Here is a 16,431-nt window from a genome sequence, read left to right as displayed (position 1 = left end):
TAATATGCTCAAAAAGTTAATGGAGAACTTGATGGAATGGCTCACTGTTGTAGCAACAAGCGCAGTTATATCTGCTGTGGTGTCCGGTCTGCTCACGCTCTGGAATTCACATCTTCAACGCAAGGCTGAAGAGAGAAAACGGCTTGCAGATTTAGCGATGAAAATGGCTATTACAGAATGGGAGGCTCATGCAGCGATGATGAAACAAGCAGGGGTCGGCTCGGTACAACCCCCAGAGATATATCTATACAGGTATTCGCTCTTACTACCTCTTATCGAGAAAGGCGAACTGACTCCCGAAAAAATGGCTGAGCTGGATGCGAACGTTAAACGTATGGTGGATACAAAACCAAAGCGCAAGTAAGCATTGTGGAAGCCACTCACAGAATGGCTTCCATTAAAACCGCCCAGAGGCGGCTTGGATAGTTATAGGTTCAAATGTCGGCAGCTTGGTTTGCCTGCACCCAACTATCGAGTTCTCCATCTAAAGTCATTTCTACAGCTATCCAATCGACCGTTGTATTTCCGTTCTGCAAAAAATTGTTCAATTCTTTTGTGGTGGGGTTTAAAACAACAACAGTTCGGTCATATGCCCGATGAGTAGCATTTTTTAAGTAACTGAAATTCTGCACTTCAAAATTAACATCTCCAACACCGACGGTGTTTTCTCTTTTTTTAATCAATAAATCGAACATAACCTCGCCAAAGATTTGCTCGATTCTTTCATCATCTTTCGCATAGTTGATTTGAGACACTAAAACCAGCACATCTTTGTTTTCTTTTGCTGAAGCAATTTCACACACCTTGTTGATTACTGTTCCCAAGGCTGCGCTATGACTCCCAGCGGCTTTTATCCTGTAATTTGCCATTTAGATCATCCTTACTATGTTCTGCATGATAAAAATCATAATTACCATAAGATAACAAAGTTTAGTAAGGGTGTTAATTCAAGCACTGAGTATTGATATAGTCCTGCAAATAGCCAACCTGCTTCGTCACTGTGACGATTCGCTCTCTGAGGGTGAAATAATCCCGTTCAGCGGAGTCAGTAAGTCGGGGGCCGGAAGCATCGCCCATGCCGCCGGTACTGGTCGCTCCGCTCGCGGGACATTTTGCATTGAGCTGCAGCCGACGCTTGCCAGAAGAAACATCGCGCTCAAGCTGATCGATAGTAGCTTTGGCATCTGCCAGTTCTCCGGTGTATTTGGCATCCAGCGCAGCGACATCGCGCTGACGGGTCTGCATGTCTTTGATGGTGGCATTCGCCAGGGTGAGTTTCTTAGTGGCTTTATCGCGCTGGTCTTTGTAGGCGATGGCGTTGTCGCGGTAGTGGTTCACGAAGAACGCCAGCACGCCGATTAACACAATCACCAGCAACTGCAACCAGTAACGCTTAACCAGTTCGCCAATCACGACTGGAACAGATCGCGCTCCGCCTCACGCCGACGGGTCAGCCCATTCAGGACCTTACCGCCAACTTTATTCCAGCGCATGAACTCATCGGCAGCGCCTTTGGTATCGCCGGCATTAATCTTTTTCAGCAACGTGGATGTTGATAGCGCACGCGAGCCGACGTTGTAAGCGAACGATACCAGCGCATCAAACTGGCCTTGTGTTAGTTTCACTCTGACCAGTTTTAGTACATCGTTTTCATAGCTCACCAGCCCCGTCTTTAGCAACCGATCAGCAGTAGACTGGTCAATCGTCATCCCCGGCCTTACGGGCTTTCCATCTACCGGGTGAGTCCAGCCATAACCAATCGTCCACGGCGCACCACCTGTACCCGGGTCTGGATAGGCAGTCAATCGGCAGCCTTCGAACTTTTTAATTAGTGCAATTCCGTTAAGGCTGGTTTGCATCGTTTACTCCTGCTTTTCTTGAAGCGAACTTCTTAATCAGGGAACCGATAGAAGCGGTACCGAGATAGCCGATGAACACGCTGCCTATATAGGCCAGGTTTGTGCTCAGGCCGATGAAGTCGAGGATGTCGCGAACGAACCAGGCGATCATGGCGCACATGAGGCCATCGATTAGCGTCTTTGACAGCGTGTCGCCGTTGTAGCGCCCCCGCAGGTACGCCATGCCGAAAGCCAGCATTGCACCAATACCCTGCTCCTTGGCGGCAAGTAGCGCAGCGATGAAATCTTGTTTGTATGGCATTTTCATAGGCCTCACCTCCGATTTTTCGGATGGCGCTGTGTGTGATGTAAGGGTCAGGCTTCACGGGCTGGATTTATCAACAAAGCACGTAGTAATTGATTCCCGTGAGCCTGAAAATTTAAAAGGCCGCCAAATGGCAGCCTTTACGTTGATGAGATTGCTTGCTGTATTCTTTCACCTAACCATTTCATTACTGGCACAGGCATTGAGTTGCCGAGCGCTTTGTAACGAGGTAAAGGAGAGTTCGAGCGCCAGGGAATGTTTGTGTGACCCACAGGGAAGCCCTGGAGCCGCTCACACTCCGATGGAGTAAGCCGACGAACCCTAAGCGATGGGGTAACTTCGACAATTAAGCCACCTCGCATACGCATATCCTGATTTGACGTTCCGTTATAGCTCGCAAGCAACGTTCCCGCCGTTTCAGGTATAGCGCTCAGGCAATATCGGTGGAATTCTCTCTCAATGCCTGAATAAGCATTGGTGCCGGATTTTTTCTGTTTGCCGTAATATTTGTCAGAGCGCGACGGCAAAGATGGGAACTCAAATAAAACGGTTCCTGGGTCAAATCCTTGTCGAGCACTTGCCATAACGAAGACTCGTTTACGAGACTGGGGCACTCCGAAAAATTCGGCGTTGAGGACTCGCCAGGCAATTGTTCTCGATGGTCCAGAGACAACACCAGCGTTTGCCCATCTTTTCCCTGCTGGCTGTAGTGCGCAACCTTCCCCGGCCAGCGCACCAAGAAAGCAACCGAATGCATTGTCATGGCTATTTAGTACCCCTGTTACATTTTCCCAAAGAATAATCGCCGGTTCTTTCCCAGATTCAATACGAGATCTGTCGATCTGATCTGCCAGCTCAACGAAAGACAAGGTAAGTTGACCGCGTTCGTCATCCAGACCTTTACGCTTCCCGGCAACACTGAATGCCTGGCATGGCGTTCCGCCAACCAGAACAGCTGGTGCTGCAACTTCACCTTTACGAATTCGACCACTAATTCGGGTCATGTCGCCAAGGTTAGGTACGTTGGGCCAGTGGTGCTGCAATACAGCACAGGGAAATTTTTCAATCTCTGAAAACCACTCTGCCTTCCATTTGAGCGATTTCCAGGCTACTGATGCGGCTTCTATTCCTGAACAAACAGAGCCGTAAGTTACAGGCGTTAAATAACTGGTCATTTATACAGTATTCCATTAGTATCACCAGGCTAGCTAGCATGGTGGGCCTTGGTTTACTTCATGACCGTATTCATGGGTAAATGGCTGTTGGCAGGGTCTAGACTGTCAACGGTCGCCCATTTTCACGAAGCCCGCAAATAGCGGGTGCTCTTCATTCAAACCACACTTACGCAGTGGCCGCGCTCATGCCCTTGAGTCCGTAGTCAGGGGTATCTCATGAATCCCTCACCTCTAACCGGTGAACGACTAGCGATCGCTCTGGAGTACCGGTACGCCTTCTTCTTTATTGACCCTCACCAGCGCGTATTGCAGTTTGGATCTGCATCTGGCTCTCATAGAGACTCGGGGCAGCATCATGACTGCTGCTTTGCCTAACGGTTGCGGTCTGTCCGTTCTACTCGTGCATTTTCTTACCCTCCAGAAACGCAAAAGCCCCACGGGGTTAACCGCAGGGCTTGCATTCTTTTTGTCGACAATCGAACCTATGGCGACGATATCAGATTTACATGAAATATATGCGTTTCAGTTCGGTTTTGCAATAATAACATCCAAATTTGTCGCCTTTTGTTGTGAACGTGATCGCGTTACAGAGATAAGTGCACCGCTATCAAGTCGCTTAAGGCCGCTGCGCATTGCCAGCCAGTGAGGTAGATAGGTTTCTGTCCAAGTGGATTTTGCCACGCCCACCAGCTCCGCCAGCTTCTGGTATTCATAGGCGTCCCGCCCGGCCAACTCGGCCTTCACATCCTGCGCCGCCAGCCAGATAAGCTGGCGCAATCTGTCTATGGTCTTCTTCGCTATGCGCTTCCCGGCCAACTGCGCGCTGAATTGTTCCCATGCCCACCGGGTGATCGTCTCCTGATGCTCCCAACGGATGTTTTCACTGTAGTTCCACAGCAGCCATGCCTTTTGGTGTTCGTCCAGAGACAGCAGCGCACGGCGCCATGATGCTGTGGAGTATTCAACCGGCTGCACCAGAGGAATATGTGAACCCTTAGCATGCGACTGTTTGCCCGGTATTGGTGGGTTATCCAGCGTAATCATTTTCCCGGTCACTTCATCCAGCACTCGAGGCTTCTTACGTTTAAACGTGCCCGTATCAAATTGGGCGTTCTCAAGCCAGGCCATTAACTGCCCTTTCGTCGCACCACTTAAATCGGCGGTGGCCACCATCAGCTGCTGGCGCACGTATTCAAGAAATTGAGTGTTCATACAGCACCGCCTATGGTTTTGATGTAGTTCTTCAGTATTCGGTAGTCCGTTAGCACAGAGCCCGGAAAGTGGTATAAGCGCAATCGTTGCCAGCGAACGCGGAGATGATCGGCAAAAAAGGGTTCGAATGTCACGCTGCCTCCTGCTTTTTCAGTGCGCGTAAGTCGGCCAGCGCGGTTAGTCTGATTTCCTTCAGTTCTTCGACGGTCCAGCGATGCGGGGTGTTATTATTCTCGAGCGCCAGTACCGGCTCTTCACCATAACGCTCCACCAGCGCAGCCCGGTATGCTTCGATATTCCCGGATTTGTGGACGTTGCAGACGTCACACTGAAGATGGATGTTGAAGCGAGTGAAGCGCAGATGCCCGGCGGCGGCCGTAGTCCGATAATGGCCAGCATGCCAGGCGAACGCCGTTTTAGTTCCGCAGGAAATACAGCCCCGCCCCTCCGCCAACTCGGTCTCGCGGCAAATGTCGTTTACAGCGCGCTGCGTCAGGTCAACCCAGTGCTTCAGCGGTTTAACTGCTGCTTTGCGCTGGCGCCAGGCTGCGCGCTCTTTTTTCTCGGCAGCAAGCTGTTTGGCAGACTCCTTACGCTGCGCATCCTCCCGTGCTTTTCTGGTCTGCTCCTTTCCGACGGCGCTGGCGCATTCGTAACCGCACACGGTCTGCGTGTCGCGCACCGGGTGGAACCACTTCCGGCATTCTTTGTTGGCACACTTGCGGCGAGGTAATTTAGCCATAATCACCCCCAGACCTTTTGTCGAAAGGTTCTTGGTGTACGCGCCGGATGCTCGCATTCAGGTAATTTTGAGCTGACAGTCCAGGTGATGTTGTCGCGATTCAGGCTGCGTTCTACCGTGGCGCCACGACGGCGGTAACTTGCCACCAGTTCGTCGGCCTGCTCGGTTGTGCATTCGTGATGGTGGAACCAGGAATATTTCATCACCATCACCCCGCAAAGCTCATAAGCTGCGATGCGGCGTTTTCCGCTTCTCGCTGAGTCTTGAATGCCCGGGACAATACCCAGCGCCACAAAACATCAAGCGCGGCTTTGTACAGTTGCTGGAACTGGGTTTCGTCCATGTTGGCGAAGGCAATGCTGCGGGGATGTTTGCGAAGTGTTCCATCAGGAAGCTGAATAGCGTCATAGTGACCAGACTCGACGATCACCCAGGCGCGATAAGCATCATAGGATTTGCAGATGCTAATGCTACCTGCTCGCTTATCGGCGATACGGTCCAGATACTGTTCTGCAGCATCCAAAAGAGCGGCCTCACTTCCCCCGAACGAAGCGAGGAATTTAGCGTACCCGGTCACCAATTTACGTTCGTTGGAAGATATCGCCCCTCCAGTAGGTTCCCAGTATTCAAACCCGAGATTCAGGAGCGCAAAGAAACGGCGATGGAATGCGGGATTCCTCACCTGACGAAATTCGGCTACCAGCACGGCACCGAGTTTTATTTTTGATTGCAGAATATCACTGGTCTCCGGCGTAGCGGGGATCAGGATACCTGAAGACTGCTTGATTAGTTGTAGCTGCGCCATGGTGCTCTCCGTGGCGCATAAGACTTGTCAGTTTCTCAGGCTGACACTGACATTATGTACAGCTGATAATGGAAAATCAATGCAAGAAAAAACCCGCCGTAGCGGGTTTTCTTTAATATTACGCAGCGCTCTGTTCAGAGCAATCACATACAGGAATCGGGAAAGGATGCCCCTTTCTCGCATAACGCATTACTCCATTGACACAAACGGAGTAGCGAAAAATGATTTCGCACGTCTTCCCGCATTTACTACAGATTCCCATTGCCATAAATAGCGAATCCCTGCATACCTGTAAACCCATACAGATTGCGCATTGTTAGGAGATCCGCTAAACTGAAATTGTCAAGTTTAAGTGTAGCGGTGGGTTACCTCCATACACAACGGAAAGTTTCCTAGGCTTTCCGCCCCCGAAAGCCCTGTTAGCGCAGGGCTTTCACATATAAAAATCTAATGACATTTGACTTGTACGCACACCAATAGTCTCTAAAACAATGTCAGCAAACGTATCCGCCTGCCATTCTGCATCTTCCAATCGAGTAGGGTCCTTGCTGGAAAAATGTAAAACTGGTTTATGCCCTAGAAGCAAATGCCCGAGTTCATGAAAAATTACAGCTAAAGCATGCTCTTCACCTAAGCAGGCATTTTCATAAATTTTATTCGGTACAGTGATAGTAAGAGATGCGGGGTCACAGTGCCCAATGGTGAGATCGTAGGTTAGAGATTCCCATTGCCTGTCATCAATGACGCTTAATGTTATACCGTAACTAGATAATTTTTCGAATAATACATCATATCGCTTTCGTTTGCGCTTGGTAGCACTAATACCAAAAGCATGACAAAAATTGATAGCTTTAAAAGCTATTTCCTCTTCTTGCATTGGGGATACCCGGTTGCCTCTCATCTGATACATACCTAAACCTCATTATTATTTATCTTTTGTAACAGCTCAGCAAAGCTCTTGAGTTGCTCCGGCGTGAATTGCGATTTAGCAAAACCAGCCACAAGCATCTGTTGCTGTTGGGATAGCCCATCAATTGGTACTGTTTCATTAGCAACCGCCGCAAGCTCTTCTAAACTATCAAGCTGGACCCCTTTAGATGTGAAATAGGAGTCGATTTTTTTTACCCACTTCTGCGGGATTTTTTTACTGCCGGTTTCTAAACCACTCAAAAATGCTGGTGTGGTTTCCAATTCTTGGGACATTGTTAACAGTGTGCTGCCAGTATCTATCCTCGCTTTTCTGACGGCCTTACCGAATTCAGTGAGTGCCATAATTAATTCCTCAGTTTGGGTTGATAGCAGATTCATGACCTGCGGGTTACTTCACTTCAATGCTTGAACGATACCAGCCTGATTTAAAAAATCAACCTTTTTAGTTAAAAAATACGTGGCGGTGGGTGAAAAAAATTCATCAGAAATGTGTGCTTAACGCTTTCTTTGGTAAAATCCTTGGTAGGATATTGGTTAATTGTTCTTCTATCCGAGTTATCTCCGGGGAAGCTACAGAAGAAAACTTGAAGGAGCGTGATTGGAAACCTGTACCTGTAGGTGGTGATCCAGATTCAAATTACACACATCATTTTGAAAAAACTTGAAGATTTTAAGGAAAATTCCAATATCTTGTTTACTATCTTCCTGCCTAAAGGAGCTTTCCTCAGGTAACCCTGAGTACGCGTAAAGGAAAAGCAATGGAAAAACATGACGTTTACATATATACAGGTGATATACACCGGGATGGTTACCAGGACCTCACCAATGAAATAAAGAAACGAAAAGCTAAACACGGACTTAGAAAAGATGTTATCTTTTGCTTGGCTACATATGGTGGTGATCCAAATGCAGGATATCGTATAGGTAGAGCGTTACAGCACAACTACGAGACGTTAACTTTGTTAGTAGTTGGTCCTTGTAAAAGTGCTGGTACACTGATTGCTATCGCAGCCAACAAGATCGTGATTGGCGACATGGGTGAGTTAGGCCCGTTAGATATACAGCTGAAAAAAAATGATGAGATTGGTGAGATGAGCTCGGGTCTCGCTATCATGACCGCTTTAGATGCGTTAAAAGATCGCTCTATTTCAGCGTTTAACTCTCACTTAGTTAAGATAAGATACGAAAATCAGATAAGTACTAAGATGTCAGCTGATATTGCGACTAGACTTACTGAAGCACTTGTATCACCTATGGCTGCTCAAATTGACCCAATTAAACTTGGCGAGCACCAAAGAGCGATGAGCATTGCCTTTACTTATGGTCAGAGACTTACAGCTAAGTCCAAAATTCTCAAGGAAGGTGCTCTGGGCAAATTGATTGCTTCTTATCCTTCTCATGGTTTCGTGATCGACCGGAAGGAAGCAAAAGAACTATTTAAATGTGTAGAAAGCCCAAGCGGTCTAACCGAAGCTCTGTATGCATTGTTTTGCGATAAAATTCATGATGGTGACATTGCCACTTACGGAAAACCGAGAGTTGTTGATTTCACCCATGATCCAGATAACGAAGAGGAAGATACCGATGTCAAAGAATCTGCAACCGGAGATGGAGATACTCAACAGAATGTTGGAAAACCAGATCCAGGAAAGCCAAGATCTGGCAAGAAAAGCAGAGCAAGACCTAAACGAGATCAAACGCCAGTTGGAACCATACCTGTTCAACAGCCTGATGGACCACAACCTGAAGCGTGATATCTACGCTATGTAATCGAGTCTTCCAGCCCGACCTTCTGGTCGGGTTTCTTTTATTGATAGTTTTTCTACAACATCCTTCGGAATGAACTCATCGGGTTTTCCATTGCACCTCTGAACACCATAGATCAGGAATTGTATGTAAACTCGCCAGATTTAGCTGAAGCATCGAGCGCCTCTTTAGAAAAGTGCGTCATTAGACCAATGGGGTCTTCACCTATGTTCATGTTGTATGCCCGCGGCTTATTTGCTCACGAGCCATCGACGTCAGCACCTCATCAATCACTTTCACTGCATCAACCATTGCGTAGCCGAGATTACCGCCGTCGCTTTGCGCTGCTGCTTTGCTGAGTATTTCGCTTATCTGGTGCAGGCGATCGAGTGATACAGGACCTTGCGCCGGGTGGTTGTTAGTTGTCATGCTGACGCTCCTTTTGCCTGATATTTTTCGAACCAGAACACAATCGGGTCGGGCTTCATTTCGACAAGCCCCATACGCACTAGGGCCTTTCCCTTGCCTGAGCGCAGAAACTCCCGGCGACCATCGTCAATAACGCGGCGATAATCAGCGAGCGACTGACTGAATTTATGCAGGTTGCATGGGTGACACGCGGGAACCTGGTTTTCCACATTATCTCGCTCAGGGTGGGTCATTTGGTTGCCGAACCGGATAACAGGCTCAACATGGTCAGCATGCCAGCCTTTCTCTGGTAGTTCGCAGCCGCAATAAGCACAGCGACCGCCGAACTTCATGCGCAACTCTGCACGTTGTTTTTTCGTCAGTGCCATCTCACTCCCCCTTCACGCCAATGCCAGCGGCGCGGTCAATGCGTTCAATTTCTGCCAGAATTAACGCGCCTGCTTTTACCAGGTCGCGGCGTGCTCCTGATTGCTTCCACCAGTCAGGCGACCACGGCCAATACGCTGGAGTGGAGAAGCCTTGGTTGTGCGCATGAATTGCGTAACAAGCCGCTGCATCTGCTAATTCGCTATTTTGATATGCGTTGTCATGCTCAGGAGTCCATCCTTCAACCGATTGTTGCCGATGGCGTTCGGCTATAACATCCAGAATTGCGGGATTGAATGCACGCGCCTCCATTTCTGCTATGCGCTCCTCATAGCGGGCACCAATGGAAACGGCTTTTTCAAATGCCTTGAACCATCTTGCTGAATCCTGCTTAGCTGCTTCCAGTTCATCCAGCAGCGCCAGAAAGGTCAAAGGAGTGGCGATGGCAGCGAATCTCTTATTGGCCTCGATGCCTTTCGTGTAACGCTTGATGATGCCAAGCTCGTGCGCATCAGTTGCTAATTGGCGCAGCGCCTGTTTGTCTGTCATGCTGTACGCTCCTGTTTTTGCGCTGCAACTATCCCGTGTTTTTGATAAAACTCCGCTACGCTCATTTCTGCCGAGCCCGCACAAATACGGTCACGATATAAAACAAAGCTATCGTAGAGAGCAGTCAATTCGTTCTGAGATAGCCCATATATTGATTTATTCACTGCGCGGCTCCTTTGCGAAGTTGGGTGGCGAACTCGCAGATTGTTACGCCACCCTCCTCTGGGTAATCGGCTGACGAGATATGCAGGCCGTGTGTGATGTTGCCTTCATCATCCTGAATATCACCAACCCACAATATTCCGTCTGTGTAATCGCCGTAGTTTTCGCCACCGTTTCCGCACTGCGAGCAAATAGACTCAATGTCGGATGCGTCAAGGAAGATTTGTTGAGGTACGAGTGTGTAACCTTCAGGGATTGCACTTGCCAGCACTTCAGCCAGGAAAGCGTCAGTGGCTGGTTTTTTTGCATACACTGAATCCACCGTTTGCAGTAGTTCGGTTGCGTCCTCCATCGCGCCACGCCAGTCCATGCGGCCGCCGCTATGCTCAAGAATCGAAACTGCCAACGCACGGATGAATACATGGCGATCACGCGCATGAGCATTCTCCGCCGCCAGCCCCCTGCACTTGCTCTCGGCATTAGCGAGCTGTACTGCCAGTTCTTCGTAGGTTGGTTTCATGCTGATGCTCTCCCGTAAAATGCCAGTACACGCTGCATAGCCGGACTTGTGCGGCATACTGATGTGACCATGTTTTTGTTCATGTTCGATTTGAGCTGCTTGATATTCTGCTCCCCGCCAGGTTGAAACGTGTAGACTGGACGATGCGGCTCGCCAGAGCGGATTACTACAGCTCTGCGTACCAGGTGAAGCAACAGGTTGTGTGCCTTCTTGCAGTCGCATCCCAGCAGGTTCTGAACCTGACGCGGCGTGATGGTCTGGTTAACCCGAAGAAAATCGACAATTGCCCACAGTGATTTGCTTGCCATAGTGTTTTTCCCTCGAAGTTATTTAACGATCCGGAGATGGCTAACGTTCTTGCGAAAGCTTTTCCAGTCAAAGTTCACCCACATCCCGCCATCCATCTGGAGGCGATCGATAACCCGCGCTCCCAACGCACCGAGAAGTTCGTCGTGGTTAAGATTTGTGAGAACGCCTACAGGACGCATCGATGACAGGCGACGGTCTATAACCTGATTCAGAATGACTTTCTCGCCACTGCTACCGCGCTGAATACCCACTTCATCCAGCACCAGCAGATCGACTTTGCAGAGGTCATCGAGAAGCGAAGCCTCTGACTGTCCACCGTCGTAGCACTCGCGAACGCGCAGCATCAGGTCAGGGATAGTCACTACCAGCACGCTATGTCCGCCAGACAACAGATGATTTCCGATCGCTGCCGCCAGATGGTTTTTCCCGGTACCAGGACTACCGCTAAACACGAAACTTGCGAATCCGGCACCGAAATTCTGTGCGTAGCTCTTTGCCATCGTGAAGGCTTTGCGCTGCCCTTCCCCGGTTACTTGGTAATTAGCGAACGTGCAGTTGCGGTGCAGGCTTTGAATTCCTGAGCGACCGAAAATTTTCTCTGTCCTGGCTTTCTGGTTCAGCCTGTCAAGTTCTTCACACCGCTTCAGACCCTCTTCACGCTGCCACGCCAGTAGTTCTGCGGCGCTGGTGAACTTCGGCTGAACCCCAGGTGGAATGAGTTTTTTCAGGCGTTCGAGCGCACTTCCGGTACCCACCATGTTTTTCATCGCTACCCCCTGAATCCGCTCGGAATCGCTTTATCTGGCTGAGAAATTTTGTTCGGATCTCTTTTTCCATCTGACGCCGCAAAAGACCACGACTCTTCGTAGTGCTTTGAGGGTCCAAAAAACGTGGATGCCTGTTTCACATACTCGGTGTTAAGTTTTCCAGCAGCAGTTATGTAATCCGCATATCGCCGAACTCCATCGATAAGTTCCTGCACTGTTACGCCAGATTTAATACGCGCAGTCCAGGCTTTGAACGCATCAGCCTTGCTGTTACCACCTGCGCGTTTTGGGTATTCCTGCCACGCCAGTTCAAAATCATCCGGATAAGTATTTTTCCCCTGGGGTGTGGCGGCGCCATGCCCCGAAATATCTTTATCCTGATCTTGTTCCTGATCCTGTTCCTGATCTTGGCTTCGTAGCCCCTTCGAAGCCCCTTCGGAAATTTGGCGCGATTCACGTTTTAAATTAAGGTGAAAATCTGTTTTATAACGCTCATAAAACAATGATAAAAAAGGGTTTTCAGGTAATGAAACATACTCATTCCTGACGCCAGCACAACGGTTATCCCCTGGCTTCAGTGATCGACCCACCTGATAAGCGGCCATTTCATGCACCCAAACCATCTCAGTGTCCTCGTCATAGCTACAAAATCCCGCTTCAATGGAGCTTTTTAGCCCCTTCGAAGCCCCTTCCAAGCCCAGACCCGTTTCATGGGCTATGTACAGAATTGGCAGGTAATACAACCCGAGCATGTTTGCGTGTGGCGAGGTCATCAGATAGAACGAAACCACCTGCGCCTCCGCGCCTAGCTTCCTCAGTTCACGACCTGTTATTCCAAGCCAGAACTGAGGTGCAACAGTTGCGTAATCACGCATAAAGACCTCTTAATCGCTAAAGTGGTGGCCCATCTATCTTTCTGAAGGCTGATTTTTCTGACATACTTACCTCGTAATTTCTGCCTGGAATTACACTGAAGGTCGGTTCCGTTGGCGCGGTCCGGCCTTTACCTTTTTTTGAACCCGTCATATAGCCCCCAGCATCATCTGCACCATCTCCATCAGTGGACCGGTTAAGCCAGGGTCAACGCGGTACATCTCCACGATCCCCTCGCTCAACTCTTTCAGCTTCTGATGCCGTGGCGCATTCATAGCGACGGCAATCTTCGCTTCACTGGTCTCCTTCTCCAGCCGAGCCAGGCGGGCCATAACGTTGTCTTCTGGCAGCAGGCGGTTGCGAAACTCAATCGGCAGAACAGCAAGGATTGCAGGAGTCAGCTGGCGAACGTTCTCGCGGTATCGTTCGCTGTTGAAATGGTTGTCCAGGAAGCGGAAAAGCTTCTGACGCTTTCGGCAGAGATCGTCAGGGAAAGTGATCTCGTCCCCCCCTTGCGCCAGGTACTCTTCGATGATCAGAGCAGAAACGACATCCTGACCATCTACACCCGCCCATGAGCGAACGGCATCACGAATATCTTCGTGACTCGGTCCCTTGTGCGTTTGAGCGCGATTTATCATTGCCTGCTGCGGCGATCCTGTATCCTGGTAAAACGTAAGTGATTGCATAGTGCCTTCCCTTTCGTTGTTAAAGTGCCTGTCAGGCTGCTTTTGGTTTGCTGATTTCAAGAATTTGGGTGGTGGTAAAGCGACCACCTGAGGCCTCAGCAATTTTCGATGCATAAGCTGTCTCACCGGTGTAATCAGTACGTGGCAAGCATCCACTATTGATCCACTTGTAAATTGCTCGCGGAGTCCGCTCGCATGCTTTGGCCACCACGGGTACGCGAATCAACTTGATGATTTCGCCAAGGCTTGTTGGTTGCATTTTTTAACCCTCGATATGAACTGTAAGTACATATTGTATCGGAACTGATAGTTCACGCAAGAGATATTATGATTGAACCTATGGTTCAGGAAGATAAAGCGCGAAAAGACTTTTCCCATAGGCTAGCGCTGGCCTGCGATAAAGCTGGTTTGCCGGTTCATGGTCGTCAGGCTGAGATAGCCAAAAAGATGAAGTTGACACCAAAGGCCGTAAGCAAATGGTTTAACGGGGAATCAATTCCAAGGCGCGGGAAGCTGCAAGAGCTTGCTGCGAGTATTGGTACAACTTCAACTTACCTGTTAGGTGACAGCGAGGCCGATGGAATCTCTGAGGGGCGCTTGCAGAAATCGACAGAAATATTTCGCATAGATGTGCTCGATGTATCTGTCAGTGCAGGCCCGGGCGTGATCAATAGCGAGTTCGTTGAGGTGCTTCGCTCTGTGGAATACTCAGTTGAAGATGCGTGCCAAATGTTCAACGGACGAAAGCAGGAACAAATCCGCATCATTAACGTCCGCGGCGACAGCATGTCTGGCACGATAGAGCCGGGTGATCTGCTTTTTGTCGATATCAGCGTTCAGCACTTTGATGGTGATGGGATTTACGCTTTCCTGTACGACGAAACAGCTCATGTTAAGCGCCTGCAGAAGATGAAAGATAAGTTACTGGTCATCTCCGACAACCCTACCTATCGACCATGGGAGCCCATTGAGAAGGAAGAGATGAACAAGATTTTCGTCTTCGGAAAGGTGATCGGCAGCATGCCGCAGACCTACAGGAAGCATGGGTAGAAAGGGAAAATCATGAGAATTGGTATAGTGTTTCCGATCTTGGTGTTTATCGTAGCTGTGGGGTTTATGGTGTGGTTTATCATCGATGGATATGCAACACCCAGCGGCTAAGTCGCAGATCCACCGATTGATAGCTTATAACAAATTATAGTAGTTGAAGGTGAAACAGATCGGGTATCTTCTGATATAACAATGAAACATTTTGTCTATAGATAGCATAGCTTGCAACTAGATTTCAGTTGCACTACCTTTAACAGAGGATGTATCCTTCGTGGGAAGAAAGGAAAAGCTAAAGTCAAAGTTAGACGACTTACCCAAAAATTTTACTTGGGATGAGTTCGTTACTCTCATGAACCAGTATGGCTTCAAGCTTTTGAATGCTAAACGAGGTTCTGGCCGTAAATTTTACAACCAACGTGTTGATAGATTGGTCATTTTTCATGAGCCTCATCCTGAAAACACCCTCAAAAGGTACGTCTTGGAAGAAGTTAAACAGCTGTTAGATGAGATTGATGATCATGAATAACTTGATGAAATACAAAGGTTACTATGGTAGCTCCAGCATTTCATTTGAAGATGGAGTGATGCATGGAAAACTCGAATGTATAAATGATCTCGTCACTTATGAGGGTGCAACGGTTGCAGAACTTCGTGCAGCCTTTGAGGAGGCCGTGGACGATTACCTCTCCACTTGTGAAGAGATAGGAAAATCTCCAGATAAGACAATGAGTGGTTCGTTTAACATCCGGATAGGTGAATCCCTGCATAAAAAAGCATATTTAGCAGCTAAAGCTAAGAATATGACTTTAAACGATTATGTAAAACAGGCTGTCAGTGAGTCAGTTAATGGGAAAAAAGAGGTTCACTACCACTTTGAGAAACCGAGGGATGTTAGAGAAGTTACTTTCTTTTCATCCCGTAGACGTACAGAAGAGACCTATTGGGAAGTTTCAGTAGACAACGGAGTGCCACATTGATGCTTGATAAAATTCGCTTTAAGGGATTTGATCTCGAGGGTTCTTCCCTTTTTATCGACGACAGTGATAATTCTGAAGGCGGAAAATATAGCTTAAAATTTTCTGAGCATCACGTTGTTCCTCAAAAAGATGAAGATGGAAATTGGCTCTTTATTGAAGTTAAGCCATCCATAACAGGTTTCCCTCGCGACAAAAAAGATTTTGATGATGGTGAGGATGTATTGTTCAAGGCAGAGGCTACCTTGACACTAACATTTGAGTGTGACCTCGACGAAGAAGTAACTGAGGATTTTTATAATGAAAATTCTTGGTTTTTTGAAAATTATGTATATGTGTGTACAAAAACAGTTTTTGAAAATATGTTTAAAAACACAGTATTAGATACTATAACGTTACCTTGGTCCCCAACATCATCTAGAAAATAATATCCAACCCGGCCACCGCGCCGGGTTTTTACTGCCCTTTCCTCACGAACTCCGCAGCATCCCTTAGCACTCCCTTGTGAATCATATTGCCCACGGTTTTTCGCTTCGCTTCCAGTCTCTCGACAATGGCATCGCGTTCTATCACCATCCTGTCGACTATTAATTCAACCACCGCCCCACCAATCTCGCCAACTATGAAACCTGCGCGATCTTCCAGCAGTTCATCACGTGACATATCTATACCTAAGCCCATAACAATACCCTACTTGGTGTTTTTTTGTGCATAGCAAGAGTAGAGAAAAAAATAAATAATCTTAAAGTTCATATTGTTATGTGTTTATGAACTTGTCAAATCATCTAATTGTACTTTTGGTACTTTACATTGGTGAACTTATAGTACATTATCATCCCATCGCGAAACACTAAGCGCATAAGACTTCAAATTCTCAGCTGGCCGGCTTTAAGGCGCACAGGAAAGAGTGAGCTTCGCGGTGGTGAACTGCAGAGTTAAAACGCTCAACCGTGAAGATCAGCGCCGCGGC

Annotated in this window: 30 protein-coding genes; 7 read left to right on the top strand and 23 right to left on the bottom strand. The window is 48.2% G+C overall.

Annotated elements, in window-relative coordinates; all coding sequences use genetic code 11:
* Positions 1 to 31 precede the first annotated feature (31 nt).
* The gene (locus ACLJXE_RS11700) at positions 32 to 364 is read left to right on the top strand and encodes a hypothetical protein (protein WP_410750918.1); all 333 of its coding nucleotides are present in this window, start codon (positions 32 to 34) and stop codon (positions 362 to 364) included.
* 70 nt (positions 365 to 434) lie between these two features.
* On the opposite strand, the gene ACLJXE_RS11695 is transcribed toward ACLJXE_RS11700, so the two are convergent.
* The 12 genes from ACLJXE_RS11695 to ACLJXE_RS11640 form a co-directional block, all read right to left on the bottom strand.
* Positions 435 to 869: a hypothetical protein gene (locus ACLJXE_RS11695; RefSeq protein ID WP_410750917.1), complete on the bottom strand. Its 435-nt coding sequence runs from the start codon at positions 867 to 869 to the stop codon at positions 435 to 437.
* Between the two features lie 73 nt (positions 870 to 942).
* Positions 943 to 1,413, bottom strand: a complete 471-nt coding sequence (locus ACLJXE_RS11690) for a lysis protein (RefSeq protein ID WP_410750916.1) — start codon at positions 1,411 to 1,413, stop codon at positions 943 to 945.
* On the bottom strand, positions 1,410 to 1,859 hold the full coding sequence (locus ACLJXE_RS11685; protein ID WP_410750915.1) for a lysozyme: 450 nt from the start codon (positions 1,857 to 1,859) through the stop codon (positions 1,410 to 1,412). Before ACLJXE_RS11685 ends, ACLJXE_RS11690 begins: the two co-directional genes overlap by 4 nt.
* A complete protein-coding gene (locus ACLJXE_RS11680) occupies positions 1,843 to 2,166 on the bottom strand; it encodes a phage holin, lambda family (RefSeq protein WP_137378995.1) in 324 nt (107 codons plus the stop codon). The genes ACLJXE_RS11685 and ACLJXE_RS11680 overlap by 17 nt, the downstream gene beginning before the upstream one ends.
* A gap of 137 nt (positions 2,167 to 2,303) precedes the next feature.
* Positions 2,304 to 3,338 carry a DNA cytosine methyltransferase gene (locus tag ACLJXE_RS11675; protein ID WP_410750914.1) on the bottom strand — a complete coding sequence of 345 codons (1,035 nt, stop codon included), beginning with the start codon at positions 3,336 to 3,338 and terminating at the stop codon, positions 2,304 to 2,306.
* Positions 3,339 to 3,860: 522 nt separating this feature from the next.
* Positions 3,861 to 4,550 (bottom strand): bacteriophage antitermination protein Q, encoded by a 690-nt coding sequence (locus ACLJXE_RS11670; RefSeq protein WP_124021128.1) that lies wholly within the window; start codon positions 4,548 to 4,550, stop codon positions 3,861 to 3,863.
* Positions 4,547 to 4,684 (bottom strand): YlcG family protein, encoded by a 138-nt coding sequence (locus ACLJXE_RS11665; RefSeq protein WP_155021123.1) that lies wholly within the window; start codon positions 4,682 to 4,684, stop codon positions 4,547 to 4,549. Before ACLJXE_RS11665 ends, ACLJXE_RS11670 begins: the two co-directional genes overlap by 4 nt.
* Positions 4,681 to 5,292, bottom strand: coding sequence for a recombination protein NinG (locus ACLJXE_RS11660; protein WP_410750913.1), 612 nt, complete (start codon positions 5,290 to 5,292; stop codon positions 4,681 to 4,683). Before ACLJXE_RS11660 ends, ACLJXE_RS11665 begins: the two co-directional genes overlap by 4 nt.
* 2 nt (positions 5,293 to 5,294) lie before the next feature.
* Complete coding sequence (locus tag ACLJXE_RS11655; protein ID WP_155021125.1) at positions 5,295 to 5,501, bottom strand: hypothetical protein; 207 nt, start codon at positions 5,499 to 5,501, stop codon at positions 5,295 to 5,297.
* Positions 5,501 to 6,097 (bottom strand): DUF1367 family protein, encoded by a 597-nt coding sequence (locus ACLJXE_RS11650; RefSeq protein ID WP_155021126.1) that lies wholly within the window; start codon positions 6,095 to 6,097, stop codon positions 5,501 to 5,503. Before ACLJXE_RS11650 ends, ACLJXE_RS11655 begins: the two co-directional genes overlap by 1 nt.
* 433 nt (positions 6,098 to 6,530) lie before the next feature.
* Complete coding sequence (locus tag ACLJXE_RS11645) at positions 6,531 to 6,974, bottom strand: ImmA/IrrE family metallo-endopeptidase (RefSeq protein ID WP_234105141.1); 444 nt, start codon at positions 6,972 to 6,974, stop codon at positions 6,531 to 6,533.
* Positions 6,975 to 7,009: 35 nt separating this feature from the next.
* Positions 7,010 to 7,369: a helix-turn-helix transcriptional regulator gene (locus ACLJXE_RS11640; protein ID WP_171859302.1), complete on the bottom strand. Its 360-nt coding sequence runs from the start codon at positions 7,367 to 7,369 to the stop codon at positions 7,010 to 7,012.
* A 416-nt stretch (positions 7,370 to 7,785) separates the two neighbouring features.
* Between ACLJXE_RS11640 and ACLJXE_RS11635 the strand changes: the two genes are divergently transcribed.
* Positions 7,786 to 8,781, top strand: a complete 996-nt coding sequence (locus ACLJXE_RS11635; RefSeq protein ID WP_210941693.1) for an SDH family Clp fold serine proteinase — start codon at positions 7,786 to 7,788, stop codon at positions 8,779 to 8,781.
* A gap of 223 nt (positions 8,782 to 9,004) precedes the next feature.
* Here ACLJXE_RS11635 and ACLJXE_RS11630 read toward each other — a convergent pair whose 3' ends face one another.
* The 10 genes from ACLJXE_RS11630 to ACLJXE_RS11585 form a co-directional block, all read right to left on the bottom strand.
* Entirely contained in the window at positions 9,005 to 9,202 is a 198-nt protein-coding gene (locus tag ACLJXE_RS11630; RefSeq protein ID WP_410750912.1) for a hypothetical protein, read from the bottom strand.
* Positions 9,199 to 9,570: an HNH endonuclease gene (locus tag ACLJXE_RS11625; RefSeq protein WP_410750911.1), complete on the bottom strand. Its 372-nt coding sequence runs from the start codon at positions 9,568 to 9,570 to the stop codon at positions 9,199 to 9,201. Before ACLJXE_RS11625 ends, ACLJXE_RS11630 begins: the two co-directional genes overlap by 4 nt.
* A gap of 1 nt (position 9,571) precedes the next feature.
* Positions 9,572 to 10,117, bottom strand: a complete 546-nt coding sequence (locus ACLJXE_RS11620; protein WP_410750910.1) for an ead/Ea22-like family protein — start codon at positions 10,115 to 10,117, stop codon at positions 9,572 to 9,574.
* Positions 10,114 to 10,281, bottom strand: coding sequence for a hypothetical protein (locus ACLJXE_RS11615; RefSeq protein WP_410750909.1), 168 nt, complete (start codon positions 10,279 to 10,281; stop codon positions 10,114 to 10,116). Before ACLJXE_RS11615 ends, ACLJXE_RS11620 begins: the two co-directional genes overlap by 4 nt.
* Positions 10,278 to 10,799, bottom strand: a complete 522-nt coding sequence (locus ACLJXE_RS11610) for a hypothetical protein (protein WP_410750908.1) — start codon at positions 10,797 to 10,799, stop codon at positions 10,278 to 10,280. The genes ACLJXE_RS11615 and ACLJXE_RS11610 overlap by 4 nt, the downstream gene beginning before the upstream one ends.
* The gene (locus ACLJXE_RS11605) at positions 10,796 to 11,107 is read right to left on the bottom strand and encodes a hypothetical protein (RefSeq protein ID WP_410750907.1); all 312 of its coding nucleotides are present in this window, start codon (positions 11,105 to 11,107) and stop codon (positions 10,796 to 10,798) included. The genes ACLJXE_RS11610 and ACLJXE_RS11605 overlap by 4 nt, the downstream gene beginning before the upstream one ends.
* 18 nt (positions 11,108 to 11,125) lie before the next feature.
* Positions 11,126 to 11,875, bottom strand: coding sequence for an ATP-binding protein (locus ACLJXE_RS11600; RefSeq protein WP_155021129.1), 750 nt, complete (start codon positions 11,873 to 11,875; stop codon positions 11,126 to 11,128).
* A 2-nt stretch (positions 11,876 to 11,877) separates the two neighbouring features.
* Positions 11,878 to 12,750, bottom strand: coding sequence for a DNA-binding protein (locus tag ACLJXE_RS11595; protein ID WP_199985253.1), 873 nt, complete (start codon positions 12,748 to 12,750; stop codon positions 11,878 to 11,880).
* 147 nt (positions 12,751 to 12,897) lie between these two features.
* Positions 12,898 to 13,437: a toxin YdaT domain-containing protein gene (locus ACLJXE_RS11590; RefSeq protein WP_060854840.1), complete on the bottom strand. Its 540-nt coding sequence runs from the start codon at positions 13,435 to 13,437 to the stop codon at positions 12,898 to 12,900.
* A 31-nt stretch (positions 13,438 to 13,468) separates the two neighbouring features.
* Complete coding sequence (locus ACLJXE_RS11585; RefSeq protein WP_155021131.1) at positions 13,469 to 13,696, bottom strand: Cro/Cl family transcriptional regulator; 228 nt, start codon at positions 13,694 to 13,696, stop codon at positions 13,469 to 13,471.
* 68 nt (positions 13,697 to 13,764) lie between these two features.
* Here ACLJXE_RS11585 and ACLJXE_RS11580 point away from each other — a divergent pair, with 68 nt between their 5' ends.
* The 5 genes from ACLJXE_RS11580 to ACLJXE_RS11560 all read left to right on the top strand — a co-directional run bounded on the left by ACLJXE_RS11580 (position 13,765) and on the right by ACLJXE_RS11560 (position 15,889).
* Positions 13,765 to 14,487: an XRE family transcriptional regulator gene (locus tag ACLJXE_RS11580; RefSeq protein WP_060854838.1), complete on the top strand. Its 723-nt coding sequence runs from the start codon at positions 13,765 to 13,767 to the stop codon at positions 14,485 to 14,487.
* Between the two features lie 12 nt (positions 14,488 to 14,499).
* Complete coding sequence (locus tag ACLJXE_RS11575; RefSeq protein WP_155021132.1) at positions 14,500 to 14,598, top strand: YoaK family small membrane protein; 99 nt, start codon at positions 14,500 to 14,502, stop codon at positions 14,596 to 14,598.
* Between the two features lie 160 nt (positions 14,599 to 14,758).
* Positions 14,759 to 15,013 carry a type II toxin-antitoxin system HicA family toxin gene (locus ACLJXE_RS11570; RefSeq protein WP_060854837.1) on the top strand — a complete coding sequence of 85 codons (255 nt, stop codon included), beginning with the start codon at positions 14,759 to 14,761 and terminating at the stop codon, positions 15,011 to 15,013.
* 4 nt (positions 15,014 to 15,017) lie between these two features.
* Entirely contained in the window at positions 15,018 to 15,464 is a 447-nt protein-coding gene (locus ACLJXE_RS11565) for a type II toxin-antitoxin system HicB family antitoxin (RefSeq protein ID WP_223347465.1), read from the top strand.
* Positions 15,464 to 15,889, top strand: a complete 426-nt coding sequence (locus ACLJXE_RS11560) for a hypothetical protein (protein WP_060854836.1) — start codon at positions 15,464 to 15,466, stop codon at positions 15,887 to 15,889. Before ACLJXE_RS11565 ends, ACLJXE_RS11560 begins: the two co-directional genes overlap by 1 nt.
* A gap of 28 nt (positions 15,890 to 15,917) precedes the next feature.
* Here ACLJXE_RS11560 and ACLJXE_RS11555 read toward each other — a convergent pair whose 3' ends face one another.
* Positions 15,918 to 16,142 (bottom strand): hypothetical protein, encoded by a 225-nt coding sequence (locus ACLJXE_RS11555; RefSeq protein ID WP_060854835.1) that lies wholly within the window; start codon positions 16,140 to 16,142, stop codon positions 15,918 to 15,920.
* Positions 16,143 to 16,431: the final 289 nt, after the last annotated feature.

Source organism: Citrobacter sp. U14242 (assembly GCF_046555775.1).
GTDB lineage: Bacteria > Pseudomonadota > Gammaproteobacteria > Enterobacterales > Enterobacteriaceae > Citrobacter.
The sequence above is the reverse complement of the archived record's forward strand: the minus strand, read 5'-3'. Positions and strand labels throughout refer to the sequence as shown.

Bases quoted from the DNA above. Each gene is read 5' to 3' on its own strand.
- ACLJXE_RS11700 (WP_410750918.1), top strand. From the start codon at position 32: ATGGAATGGCTCACTGTTGTAGCAACAAGCGCAGTTATATCTGCTGTG.
- ACLJXE_RS11695 (WP_410750917.1), bottom strand. From the start codon at position 869: ATGGCAAATTACAGGATAAAAGCCGCTGGGAGTCATAGCGCAGCCTTG.
- ACLJXE_RS11685 (WP_410750915.1), bottom strand. From the start codon at position 1,859: ATGCAAACCAGCCTTAACGGAATTGCACTAATTAAAAAGTTCGAAGGC.
- ACLJXE_RS11680 (WP_137378995.1), bottom strand. From the start codon at position 2,166: ATGAAAATGCCATACAAACAAGATTTCATCGCTGCGCTACTTGCCGCC.
- ACLJXE_RS11675 (WP_410750914.1), bottom strand. From the start codon at position 3,338: ATGACCAGTTATTTAACGCCTGTAACTTACGGCTCTGTTTGTTCAGGA.
- ACLJXE_RS11670 (WP_124021128.1), bottom strand. From the start codon at position 4,550: ATGAACACTCAATTTCTTGAATACGTGCGCCAGCAGCTGATGGTGGCC.
- ACLJXE_RS11660 (WP_410750913.1), bottom strand. From the start codon at position 5,292: ATGGCTAAATTACCTCGCCGCAAGTGTGCCAACAAAGAATGCCGGAAG.
- ACLJXE_RS11655 (WP_155021125.1), bottom strand. From the start codon at position 5,501: ATGGTGATGAAATATTCCTGGTTCCACCATCACGAATGCACAACCGAG.
- ACLJXE_RS11650 (WP_155021126.1), bottom strand. From the start codon at position 6,097: ATGGCGCAGCTACAACTAATCAAGCAGTCTTCAGGTATCCTGATCCCC.
- ACLJXE_RS11645 (WP_234105141.1), bottom strand. From the start codon at position 6,974: ATGCAAGAAGAGGAAATAGCTTTTAAAGCTATCAATTTTTGTCATGCT.
- ACLJXE_RS11640 (WP_171859302.1), bottom strand. From the start codon at position 7,369: ATGGCACTCACTGAATTCGGTAAGGCCGTCAGAAAAGCGAGGATAGAT.
- ACLJXE_RS11635 (WP_210941693.1), top strand. From the start codon at position 7,786: ATGGAAAAACATGACGTTTACATATATACAGGTGATATACACCGGGAT.
- ACLJXE_RS11630 (WP_410750912.1), bottom strand. From the start codon at position 9,202: ATGACAACTAACAACCACCCGGCGCAAGGTCCTGTATCACTCGATCGC.
- ACLJXE_RS11625 (WP_410750911.1), bottom strand. From the start codon at position 9,570: ATGGCACTGACGAAAAAACAACGTGCAGAGTTGCGCATGAAGTTCGGC.
- ACLJXE_RS11620 (WP_410750910.1), bottom strand. From the start codon at position 10,117: ATGACAGACAAACAGGCGCTGCGCCAATTAGCAACTGATGCGCACGAG.
- ACLJXE_RS11610 (WP_410750908.1), bottom strand. From the start codon at position 10,799: ATGAAACCAACCTACGAAGAACTGGCAGTACAGCTCGCTAATGCCGAG.
- ACLJXE_RS11605 (WP_410750907.1), bottom strand. From the start codon at position 11,107: ATGGCAAGCAAATCACTGTGGGCAATTGTCGATTTTCTTCGGGTTAAC.
- ACLJXE_RS11600 (WP_155021129.1), bottom strand. From the start codon at position 11,875: ATGAAAAACATGGTGGGTACCGGAAGTGCGCTCGAACGCCTGAAAAAA.
- ACLJXE_RS11595 (WP_199985253.1), bottom strand. From the start codon at position 12,750: ATGCGTGATTACGCAACTGTTGCACCTCAGTTCTGGCTTGGAATAACA.
- ACLJXE_RS11590 (WP_060854840.1), bottom strand. From the start codon at position 13,437: ATGCAATCACTTACGTTTTACCAGGATACAGGATCGCCGCAGCAGGCA.
- ACLJXE_RS11585 (WP_155021131.1), bottom strand. From the start codon at position 13,696: ATGCAACCAACAAGCCTTGGCGAAATCATCAAGTTGATTCGCGTACCC.
- ACLJXE_RS11580 (WP_060854838.1), top strand. From the start codon at position 13,765: ATGATTGAACCTATGGTTCAGGAAGATAAAGCGCGAAAAGACTTTTCC.
- ACLJXE_RS11575 (WP_155021132.1), top strand. From the start codon at position 14,500: ATGAGAATTGGTATAGTGTTTCCGATCTTGGTGTTTATCGTAGCTGTG.
- ACLJXE_RS11565 (WP_223347465.1), top strand. From the start codon at position 15,018: ATGAAATACAAAGGTTACTATGGTAGCTCCAGCATTTCATTTGAAGAT.
- ACLJXE_RS11560 (WP_060854836.1), top strand. From the start codon at position 15,464: ATGCTTGATAAAATTCGCTTTAAGGGATTTGATCTCGAGGGTTCTTCC.
- ACLJXE_RS11555 (WP_060854835.1), bottom strand. From the start codon at position 16,142: ATGGGCTTAGGTATAGATATGTCACGTGATGAACTGCTGGAAGATCGC.